The following is a 9,482-nucleotide window of genomic DNA, read 5'->3' as shown; positions in this document are numbered from 1 at the left end:
TCCCTGTAAATCGCGGGTTATCAGGGAAATCGGACCTGAGGATACTGTTGCACTTGGCAATTGGAGACGGCGGCGGATTTCGGGATTGAAGTCTACCCTGTTCGGAAAACGGAGACGCCGCTCTGGCGCCAAAGCCCGCGGTGTGTGGGGCTTTGCGCGGAAGCGACGGTACTTTTCTCTGTATGCGAGGGTGGCTGGCGGAGAGAGAGGGATTCGAACCCTCGGAACCCTTGCGAGCTCACTAGTTTTCGAGACTAGCCTATTCAACCACTCTAGCACCTCTCCGCAGGGCCCGTGGACGGCTGCCTGCACTATATAATATAAGGCCCATGTGCAAGCACCTGAAAACGCCTGAAGATCATATTTGACAGCGCGGCTTGTTTGGTGTTTACCCCCCGCTTCGAGCGCGGAACCGGCGACGGCTTCGCGCGCAATTTATTTCGATTAGCATTCCGGAAGGACGAGACCCCATGTTCGCGGTCATCAAAACAGGCGGTAAGCAGTATAAGGTCGCGGAAGGCGACACGATCACCGTCGAAAAACTGGATGCCGAAGCTGGCAAGGATGTCACCTTTGACTCCGTGCTCATGGTGGGCAATGGCGACGACGTAACCGTTGGCGCCCCACTAGTGTCAGGCGCAGCCGTTTTCGGCGAAGTATCTGAGCAGACGCGCGGTGATAAAGTTATCATCCGCAAAAAGCGTCAGCGTCAAACCTATCGCCGTACGAAGGGTCACCGTCAGCACCTGACGGTCGTCACCATCACCGGCATCAGCGCCGACGGCAAGAAACCAGCCAAAAAAGCCGCTCCGAAGAAGGAAGAGGCTCCGAAAGCTGAGGCCGCTCCGGCCAAGGAAGCGCCTGCAAAGGCTGAAGCGGCCCCGGCTGCTGCTAGCGGTGCAGACGACCTGAAAAAGCTGACCGGCGTTGGTCCGGCCATGGAGAAAAAGCTGAACGGCGCTGGCATCACGACTTTCGCACAAGTCGCTGCCCTCACCGAAGCTGACATTGCCAAGCTCGAAGAAGAGCTTAGCATTGCAGGTAAGTTCGAGAAGGGTGACTGGGTTGCCCAGGCTCAGGAATTGGCTAAGGACGCATAAAGCTTTATACAAGCTGCGCTAAAGGATCAGGAGCAACTCATGGCTCATAAGAAATCAGGTGGTTCGTCCCGTAACGGCCGCGACTCAAACCCGAAGTTTCTCGGCGTCAAGAAATTTGGCGGTGAGCATGTCATTCCGGGCAACGTGATCGTGCGTCAGCGCGGCACCCAGAAATGGCCGGGCAAAGGCGTTGGCATGGGCCGCGATCACACCCTCTTTGCGCTTTCCGAAGGCAAGGTCGAATTTACGCGCAAGGCCGGTGGCCGTCTGTACGTAAACATTGTACCGGTCGCGGAAGCAGCAGAATAGCGGCTGACAGCGCGGCCGCGGGAACGTGGCCGGATCGCTTCAGACGATCAGTTTCCAAGGGGAGGCAGGCCACTGTCTCCCCTTTATTTTTGCCTCCCCTGCCCGCTTCGGCTTCAAGGAGGAGTCATGGCATGAGTACGGAAATCAGGACAGACAGGCTGATACTGCGCCCCGTTCGGCCAGAAGACGCAGGCAACATCACGGATCTCGTCAATGATCCGCGGATATACCGCATGGTGGCGCGTATTCCGGCGCATCAGAATGTCGGCCAGACGCTTGCCTGGATCACCTCTCATGATCAGGGCCGCAAAGCCAACCTCAAGCACCCCTTTGCCATCACCCAGCATGGCGAGCTGATCGGCGTGACCAGCGGCCAGCGGGAAGAGACGAGCCTGCCATTCAATATCGGTTATTGGCTGTCGCCCAACAAATGGGGCAAAGGCTTCATGACGGAGGCCACCGACGCCCTCATAAGCTGGCTGAAGCAGCAGGGTGAAAAAGCCTTTGTCTCAGGATACCTCCAGGACAATCCGGCCTCAGGCCGCGTACTGGAAAAGCTCGACTTCATGAGGGCAGACCGCAGCCGCGTCTTCTGCATGGGTCGAGGCGAAATCGTTGATCACGTAGACATGGCGCGTATCGGCTGAAACGCGTAAGAGAACAGACATGAAATTCCTCGACCAAGCCAAAGTATACATCAAGTCAGGCGGCGGCGGTGCCGGCTGTGTCTCGTTTCGGCGCGAGAAATATGTCGAATTTGGCGGCCCGGATGGCGGCGATGGCGGCCGGGGCGGTGATGTCTGGGCGGAGGCCGTGGAAGGCCTCAACACGCTAATCGACTATCGTTACCAGCAGCATTACAAGGCCAAGCGCGGCGGCCATGGCATGGGCAAGCAGCGCACCGGCGCAGGCGGCGCGGATGTCATTCTGAAACTGCCTGTCGGCACTCAGATTTTCGAAGAAGACCAGGAAACCCTGATTGCGGATTTGACTGAGATTGGCCAACGCGTGCTGCTGGCTGAGGGCGGCAATGGCGGCTGGGGCAATCTGCGCTTCAAATCCTCCACCAATCAGGCTCCGCGCCGCGCCAATCCTGGCGAGGAAGGCGAGGAACGCTGGATCTGGCTGCGTCTGAAGCTGATTGCCGATGCCGGGCTTGTTGGTCTGCCGAATGCCGGCAAATCTACCTTCCTGAGCGCCGTGACGGCCGCAAACCCGAAAATTGCCGATTACCCGTTCACCACACTGAACCCCGGCCTGGGTGTGGTCGATCTGGGCCCCGGCAACCGATTCGTGCTGGCAGACATTCCGGGCCTGATCGAAGGCGCCGCCGATGGCGCAGGCCTAGGCCATCGTTTCCTCGGTCATGTCGAGCGCTGCAAGGTGCTGCTGCACCTGATCGACTGCACGCAGGACGATGTGGCCGGCGCATACCGCACGATTCGCGGAGAGATCGAGGCCTATGATTCCGAACTGGCCGCGCGTCCGGAAATTGTCGCGCTCAACAAGATTGATGCGCTGCTGCCGGAAATGGTCGAGGAGCAGATGGCCAAGCTGAAGACGGTGTATGATGGAGAGCCGCTGCGCATCTCCGGTGTAACCGGCGAAGGCGTCAAACAGGCCCTGTCAGCCATCTCGCGCCATCTCGGCATCCTCGCTGAGGAAGAGGCCGAGGCAGACGCGGAAGATGATAACTGGTCGCCGCTCTAATGATGATGGTGGTGCGGCTCGGTGTTGAGCCGTCCGCACTTGCCACACTTCACGACGACGCCATGGGCATCATGATGCGCCACATTCACCAACAGCTTCGTCTTGCACGATCCGCAGCGATAGGTTTCGTCACCGCCCCCTTCCCGCACGGGCGAGCCCGCAGTGTGTTCCAGCACATCGGCACCTTGGGCCTGGGCAGGGGTCAGCAGGATCATATCGAACTGGGGCATGGCGAAAAACCTCTCTGTTTTCATTCTCGTGACGGGCAATGGCTTGCCTTGTCAACGGCTTCATTTTCTCTTCCGGCATCTGCCACACCAGTGTATCGCTGCGCTTCATGACTGACACGCCTTTTGCCTCCGCCAAGCGTATTGTGGTGAAAACCGGCTCTGCCCTCGTGGCGGAGAAGGGCACGCCGCGCCATGCCTGGCTGGAGAAGCTGGCCGCAGACATTGTGGGTCTGCGCGAGCGCGGGTTGGAGGTGATTCTCGTGTCTTCCGGCGCCGTAGCGCTTGGACGGGCCAGCCTCGGCAGTGCCGGCACCAGACGTCTGGACCAGAAACAGGCCGCTGCCGCGATTGGCCAGCTGCGTCTGATGTCTGCCATTGGCGGCGCGTTCGAACCGCACGGCGTCGTCATCGGCCAGGCCCTGCTCACCCTGGGCGACACAGAGAATCGCCGCCGCTGGCTGAATGCTCGCGCCACGCTGGAGACGCTGCTGGAGGCGGGCACAGTTCCAGTCATCAATGAGAACGACACGGTGGCGACAGACGAGATCCGCTATGGCGACAATGATCGTCTTGCCGCCCGTGTCGCGCAGATGATGGGTGCAGACGTGCTGGTCCTGCTATCGGATATCGACGGCCTCTACACAGCCGACCCGCGTAGTCACCCTGACGCGACGCATATCCCGCACCTCAATGAGCTAACAACAGAGCATGACGCCATGGCCACAGGTGCCAATGCGGAGGCAGGCGTTGGGTCTGGCGGCATGGCGACCAAGCTTGCCGCCGCGCGTATCGCCCATGCGGCGGGCTGTTCCACGCTGATCACGATTGGCAACCGCGAGCATCCGCTCCTCTCCATTGAGAGCGGCGCGCGCTGCACGCTGATTTCCGCAGCCACGACCCCCGCCAATGCCCGCGCGGCCTGGCTGGCGGGCCATCTGACGCCTGAAGGCTCAATCACCCTGGACGAGGGCGCAGCCAAGGCGCTGCGCGGCGGCGCGAGCCTACTGGCCGTTGGCATCACTGGCGTGACAGGCAGCTTTGAACGCGGCGCGGCAGTTGCCCTCAACGCCCCCTCTGGCCGCACAGTCGGCAAGGGCGTCACCGCCTACAGCTCATCGGAAATCCAGCGCGTCATTGGCTGCCACAGCGAAGAGGTGGAGGCCATCCTCGGCTATAGGGGCCGCCCCGCCATCATCCACCGCGATGATATGGTCGTGGTCAGGTAGGCTACCGCCATGGCCTATTTTCGCCCTGCTACACCAGACGACATCGGGGCGCTCACGGCGCTGGAAAGCAGCTTTCCTCCAGAAGACCGTTTCTCAGCCCGAACCTGGCGGCGCCTGCTGAGCGGCAATTCCGCAATCCTGGTGAGCGACTCAGGCGACGCCCTGACCAGCGCAGCCGTCATCCTGTTCCGAAAGAGTGCCAAGGTCGCCCGGCTCTACTCCATCACCGTCGCAGAAAGCGCGCGCGGCAGCGGGCTATCTTCCGCGCTGCTGTCGGAATGCGAAGACATTTCAAGGCAGAAAGGCTGCAGCCATATGCGCCTTGAAGTCCGCGCAACCAATTCCCGCGCAATACGTCTTTACGAGAGGCACGGATATCGCGTAATGGCGCGCGCCGCAGCGTATTATCCTGATGGGGAAGACGCACTTAGAATGGAGAAGCCGCTAACCGGCCTCTCAAGAGAGGAAACATGACCGATTGGGTCGTACTCGTTGAAACCGCCAATGACATCAGTCAGGCGGAAACTCCCCACAAGGTGCTGAAAGTCTCTGACTACATCACCAAACCCGCCCTGTTTTCAGGCCGGCGCCCGTATATTCTGAACCTCTGCCGGTCCTATGGCTATCAGTCGGAGGGCTATTACGCCTCCCTGCTGGCAGAGGCGCGCGGCCACCGCGTCAGCCCCAGCGTACAGACCATGGTCGAGCTGTCCGCCAAAGGCCTTTACAAGCACGCCCTGCCCGATCTTGGCGAACGCCTGAGTGAAGCGCGCGCAAAGGGTGCCGAGGAGATCGACAGCCTGTTCGTTGCCTTTTCGAAGCCGGAAACGCCCGGCTATGAAAAGCTTGCCCGCGAAGTCTCAGACTGGTTCCGCGTTCCAGCGCTGGAGGTTGAGTTCGACGCGAGTGCGCCGCACGGCATTGGACGTGTCCGGATGGTTCCGCCGCAGAAGCTGAAAGGTACGCGCCGGGATTTCTTCCTTGAGGCGATGGCCGCCTATACCAGCGGCCGCATCAGTGAGCCCAAGACGAAGGCCCCTGCAAAGTGGGCGCTTGCCGTGCTGGTCGACCCGCAGGAAAAGACGGCCCCCTCCAAGCCCGCCTCCATCAAGCGCCTCGCGGATGTTGCCGCCAAGATGGGCGTTGAAGTCGAGACCATCGAGCCATCCGACCTGACCAGCCTGGCAGAGTTCGATGCGCTCTTCATTCGCGCCACTACGCAGATCGACAATTACACCTACAAGTTCGCCCGCCGCGCAGAACAGGAAGGCATGCCCGTCATAGACGACACGCATTCCATGATCCGCTGCACAAACAAGGTGTACCTGAAAGAGATCCTCGAAAAGGCCGGCCTTCCCATTCCGCGCACGGAAATTCTGGATGAGAAAAGCGATCTCGCCGCTGTGTTCGAAAAGCTGGGAAACCCTGTCGTCCTGAAGACGCCAGATGGCTCCTTCGGCACGAATATGGTGAAGGCCAGATCGCTTGAGGAATTGCGTGATGGCGCGAAGAAGATGTTCAAGGACACGGCCCTGATCATCGCGCAGGAATTCGTTCCGACGAAATATGACTGGCGTATTGGAGTGCTGGATGGTGAAGCCATCTATGCCTGCCAGTATCGTATGGCGCGTGGGCACTGGCAGATCGTGAAGCACGGCCCTGATGGCAAGACCACTGAGGGCGGCTTCACCACTTTCCCGGTTGAGGATGCCCCGCCGGCTGTCGTCGACGCCGCTGTGCGCGGCGCTCGTCTGATCGGGAATGGCCTCTATGGCGTAGACCTGAAAGAGACGGACAAGGGTGTCGTGATCATCGAGATCAATGACAATCCGTCAATCGATCATGATGTTGAAGGCGCCGTTCTGAAAGACGAGCTGTGGCGCCGCATCATTTCGTGGTTCTCGACACGACTGGAACAGCGCATGGGCCACGTGGCCTGACCTCTAGAAACGGAATGCCCCGGACACAAGGGATTCATAGCGGTCTTGCGTGAACGGAACATATTGACGTCTGTCCGGATGGTACATCCAGATCGGGTCATCCACCTTGTCAGGATCGTAGCCCTCTTTCACTAACTCCACTTTGCGGAATTTGAACGTCCCGGTCGTATCCGCCTCGCGCTGGATACGCAGGAATATCGGAATCGCATAGGATGGCAAGTTCTGTGACAGCTCGTAGTACAGGCTTTCAAAGTCCACATCACCGCCCAGCGTGATAGCCGCCATACCGGCTTTTCCATCCGCCCCCGGAATGGATACGCCATAGACATTGGCCGTCGCGATGCCTTTGACATGAGACAGTGCATCGCTGACCTCATTGGTGGAGACATTCTCGCCCTTCCAGCGATACGTGTCACCAATACGGTCAATGAAATAGATATACCCGTTTTCATCCTTGCGCATGATGTCGCCAGTCCGGAACCAGGAATCTCCCTCTTCAAACACATCGTGCAGGATCTTTTTCTCGGTGGCGTTCTTGTCGTGATACCCTTCGAACCGATTGTCCTTGGTGCCAATCCGCCCTAGAACTTCTCCCGGCTCGCCCAGTTCGGCGCGGACAACAAAGCCGTCTTCCCCGCGCACGGGCTGTTCGGCCTCTACGTCGAACTCGACAAAGGCGATATGGTCAAACTTCCAGTCCAGCCATTTCGGAATGCGCCCGACAGCTCCCACCGTGCCGTCAAAGCTCAGCATGTTCACATTACCCTCGGTCGCGCTGTAGAATTCACAAAGCTGGGGAATGTTGAACCGTTCACGGAATTCATTCCAGATCTCGGCCCGCAAGCCATTGCCAAAGCCCGTGCGGATCCTGTGCGCACGCTCCTTCGGGTGGGGCGGCTGGTTCAGCAAGTAGCGGCACAGCTCGCCAATATAGACAATCGTGGTGACCCCATAATCGGAAACATCATCCCAGAAGGCACTCGCAGAGAACTTCCGGCGCAAAATAACGCTCGCTCCCGTCATCATGGCGACGCCAATGCCGCATATGCCCCCCGTCCCATGATACAGCGGCAAGGTGAGATACACGCGGTCACGCGCCGACGTCTGGCATGGCGCAATGAAGGTGCGCAGCATGGTCTGCAGACGTGAATTCGTGACCCGCGCCGCCTTGGGCAAGCCGGTCGTGCCGGACGTGTAAACATAGAGGCATAAATCCTTGCCGCGCAGGCCAGCGCGATGCTCGCGGCCGGGCCGTGTCGTTGGCATGTCCGCCAGAACGGTCTCAAAATCCTCGCCATAGGCACCGCCCAGAGACCAGATCTCTGGCGCGCCATTCAGATCGGGGTGAACCGCCTCAATCGCAGTGTCCTGCTCAGCGCCGGTTATGATATGCTTTGCTTCGACAATATCGATGCAGTGGGTCAGGCCCTCACCTTCCAGATGGTGGTTCACCAGCGCCGTGACGACGCCAATCTTTGCCAGCCCGACCCAGATGGAGACATATTCCGGCCGATTCTCCATGAACAAGGCCACGCTGTCTCCAGACTTCAGGCCCTGTTTCAGCCCCCAATGGGCTACGCGGTTCGCCAACGCATCGAATTCGGCATAGGTGGACAGCTGGTCTTCGAACCGGAACGCGACATTATCGGAATGCTTGTCGACGCTGTCTTCGAAATCATCGGCGACCAATTGCTTTGAGTCCGGGTCAATCGAACCGGTCAGCTTGATCATCCTGTAGACGCAAAGCAGGAAGTCGAGATCCTTCCGCATGGCGGAAAAGGAGTCATATTTCGGCAGATATTTCTGGAGGGAAGCAGCGTTAACCATAGAAAGGGTATATCTTGAGGTAGTGAACATGTCGTGACCATGCTGGGGAAAACTGAAGGTTTTCCGATAAATGCGTGGTTTGCATCCCCCGTATCGCCTGCTAATCGCTGCAATGCACATTCGGAGACCATAATAATGACAGACCCCGTCGGCGACTTGCTCAACCTGCTCGATATTGAGCGTCTTGAACTGGACCTTTTCCGGGGCCAGAGCCCGGATGAGCGGGCCAGCCAACGTGTCTTTGGTGGCCAGGTGATTGCCCAGTCACTGGTTGCGGCCTATCGCACCGTTCCCGAGGACAGGCTCTGCCATTCCCTGCACGCCTATTTCATCCGCCCGGGCGACCCGAAAGTGCCGATCATCTACCAGGTGGACCATGCCCGCGACGGCGGCAGCTTCACCACGCGCCGGGTCGTTGCCATCCAGCATGGTAAACAGATCTTCAATATGGCCGCCAGCTTCCAGACCGATGAAGACAGTTGGGAGCACCAGCATGACATGCCGGACGTGCCCGGCCCGGAAGGCCTGAAAAGCCTGCGGGAACGCCGCGTGGAAATCGCCGATGCGCTGCCCGAAGCCATGCGGGATGAATTCACGCGGGAACGCGATATAGAGATTCGCGAAGTCGAACCGCTGGATCTGTTGCGCCCAGAGCCTTCCAGCGACCGCCACCATGTGTGGTTTCGTGTTTCGCGTCCGGTGGATGTCTCCCCGGCCCTGCATCACTGCCTGCTGGCCTATGCGTCCGATATGAACCTTCTCAGCTCCTGCTACCGGCCGCACGGCATCACCTGGCTGCACCATAAAAAGCTCATGTCAGCGAGCCTGGATCACGCCATGTGGCTGCATGGGCCCATCCAGTTTGATGAATGGCACCTCTATTCCATGGACAGTCCCTTTGCCGGAAAGGGCCGCGGCTTCAATCGCGGGCAGATCTTTAACCAGTCCGGCCAGCTTGTTGCGAGTGTTGCACAAGAGGGTCTTGTGCGCCGACTTCAGCCAAAACCCTGATATTACCGCTGAAAGGGGCTTGCGCCGTAGCGCGACCTCATTATTACGGGAGTCCGGAGCGTAGCGCAGTCTGGTAGCGCATCTGGTTTGGGACCAGAGGGTCGTAGGTTCGAATCCTATCGCTCCGAC

10 protein-coding genes and 2 tRNA genes are annotated in these 9,482 nt (G+C 59.3%); 9 read left to right on the top strand and 3 right to left on the bottom strand.

Features of this window, described 5'->3' with window-relative positions:
- Nucleotides 1-195: 195 nt before the first annotated feature.
- Nucleotides 196-285, bottom strand: a tRNA-Ser gene (locus HY29_RS15230).
- A gap of 185 nt (nucleotides 286-470) precedes the next feature.
- Here HY29_RS15230 and HY29_RS15225 point away from each other — a divergent pair.
- The 4 genes from HY29_RS15225 to obgE all read left to right on the top strand — a co-directional run bounded on the left by HY29_RS15225 (nucleotide 471) and on the right by obgE (nucleotide 3,119).
- On the top strand, nucleotides 471-1,100 hold the full coding sequence (locus tag HY29_RS15225; RefSeq protein WP_034798503.1) for a 50S ribosomal protein L21: 630 nt from the start codon (nucleotides 471-473) through the stop codon (nucleotides 1,098-1,100).
- Between the two features lie 39 nt (nucleotides 1,101-1,139).
- A complete protein-coding gene (rpmA, locus tag HY29_RS15220; RefSeq protein ID WP_034798501.1) occupies nucleotides 1,140-1,409 on the top strand; it encodes a 50S ribosomal protein L27 in 270 nt (89 codons plus the stop codon).
- 131 nt (nucleotides 1,410-1,540) lie between these two features.
- Nucleotides 1,541-2,056, top strand: a complete 516-nt coding sequence (locus HY29_RS15215; protein WP_034798499.1) for a GNAT family N-acetyltransferase — start codon at nucleotides 1,541-1,543, stop codon at nucleotides 2,054-2,056.
- A 19-nt stretch (nucleotides 2,057-2,075) separates the two neighbouring features.
- Nucleotides 2,076-3,119, top strand: coding sequence for a GTPase ObgE (gene obgE, locus HY29_RS15210; RefSeq protein ID WP_034798497.1), 1,044 nt, complete (start codon nucleotides 2,076-2,078; stop codon nucleotides 3,117-3,119).
- Here the strand turns inward: obgE and HY29_RS15205 are convergent.
- Nucleotides 3,116-3,349: an MJ0042-type zinc finger domain-containing protein gene (locus HY29_RS15205; RefSeq protein ID WP_158535384.1), complete on the bottom strand. Its 234-nt coding sequence runs from the start codon at nucleotides 3,347-3,349 to the stop codon at nucleotides 3,116-3,118. The two genes, obgE and HY29_RS15205, sit on opposite strands and share 4 nt — an antisense overlap.
- A gap of 107 nt (nucleotides 3,350-3,456) precedes the next feature.
- On the opposite strand from HY29_RS15205, the gene proB reads away from it, so the two are divergent.
- Genes proB through HY29_RS15190 form a run of 3 tightly spaced genes read left to right on the top strand, consistent with a single transcriptional unit; the run spans nucleotide 3,457 to nucleotide 6,515 of the window.
- The gene (proB, locus tag HY29_RS15200; RefSeq protein WP_034798508.1) at nucleotides 3,457-4,575 is read left to right on the top strand and encodes a glutamate 5-kinase; all 1,119 of its coding nucleotides are present in this window, start codon (nucleotides 3,457-3,459) and stop codon (nucleotides 4,573-4,575) included.
- 9 nt (nucleotides 4,576-4,584) lie between these two features.
- Entirely contained in the window at nucleotides 4,585-5,049 is a 465-nt protein-coding gene (locus HY29_RS15195) for a GNAT family N-acetyltransferase (protein ID WP_034798493.1), read from the top strand.
- A complete protein-coding gene (locus HY29_RS15190) occupies nucleotides 5,046-6,515 on the top strand; it encodes a RimK family protein (RefSeq protein ID WP_034798491.1) in 1,470 nt (489 codons plus the stop codon). The genes HY29_RS15195 and HY29_RS15190 overlap by 4 nt, the downstream gene beginning before the upstream one ends.
- A 3-nt stretch (nucleotides 6,516-6,518) precedes the next feature.
- On the opposite strand, the gene HY29_RS15185 is transcribed toward HY29_RS15190, so the two are convergent.
- The gene (locus HY29_RS15185) at nucleotides 6,519-8,342 is read right to left on the bottom strand and encodes a long-chain-acyl-CoA synthetase (RefSeq protein WP_241765230.1); all 1,824 of its coding nucleotides are present in this window, start codon (nucleotides 8,340-8,342) and stop codon (nucleotides 6,519-6,521) included.
- 135 nt (nucleotides 8,343-8,477) lie between these two features.
- On the opposite strand from HY29_RS15185, the gene tesB reads away from it, so the two are divergent.
- Together tesB and HY29_RS15175 are read left to right on the top strand one after the other, a co-directional pair.
- On the top strand, nucleotides 8,478-9,353 hold the full coding sequence (gene tesB / locus HY29_RS15180; RefSeq protein WP_034798489.1) for an acyl-CoA thioesterase II: 876 nt from the start codon (nucleotides 8,478-8,480) through the stop codon (nucleotides 9,351-9,353).
- 54 nt (nucleotides 9,354-9,407) lie between these two features.
- Nucleotides 9,408-9,481, top strand: a tRNA-Pro gene (locus HY29_RS15175).
- Nucleotide 9,482 lies beyond the last annotated feature (1 nt).

This window comes from Hyphomonas beringensis (genome assembly GCF_000682755.1).
Lineage (GTDB): Bacteria > Pseudomonadota > Alphaproteobacteria > Caulobacterales > Hyphomonadaceae > Hyphomonas > Hyphomonas beringensis.
Note: the sequence above shows the minus strand (reverse complement) of the source record. Positions and strands in the feature narration are given on the sequence as shown.

Coding starts and splice junctions, on each gene's coding strand:
- HY29_RS15225 (WP_034798503.1), top strand. CDS start 471: ATGTTCGCGGTCATCAAAACAGGCGGTAAGCAGTATAAGGTCGCGGAA.
- rpmA (WP_034798501.1), top strand. CDS start 1,140: ATGGCTCATAAGAAATCAGGTGGTTCGTCCCGTAACGGCCGCGACTCA.
- HY29_RS15215 (WP_034798499.1), top strand. CDS start 1,541: ATGAGTACGGAAATCAGGACAGACAGGCTGATACTGCGCCCCGTTCGG.
- obgE (WP_034798497.1), top strand. CDS start 2,076: ATGAAATTCCTCGACCAAGCCAAAGTATACATCAAGTCAGGCGGCGGC.
- HY29_RS15205 (WP_158535384.1), bottom strand. CDS start 3,349: ATGCCCCAGTTCGATATGATCCTGCTGACCCCTGCCCAGGCCCAAGGT.
- proB (WP_034798508.1), top strand. CDS start 3,457: ATGACTGACACGCCTTTTGCCTCCGCCAAGCGTATTGTGGTGAAAACC.
- HY29_RS15195 (WP_034798493.1), top strand. CDS start 4,585: ATGGCCTATTTTCGCCCTGCTACACCAGACGACATCGGGGCGCTCACG.
- HY29_RS15190 (WP_034798491.1), top strand. CDS start 5,046: ATGACCGATTGGGTCGTACTCGTTGAAACCGCCAATGACATCAGTCAG.
- HY29_RS15185 (WP_241765230.1), bottom strand. CDS start 8,342: ATGGTTAACGCTGCTTCCCTCCAGAAATATCTGCCGAAATATGACTCC.
- tesB (WP_034798489.1), top strand. CDS start 8,478: ATGACAGACCCCGTCGGCGACTTGCTCAACCTGCTCGATATTGAGCGT.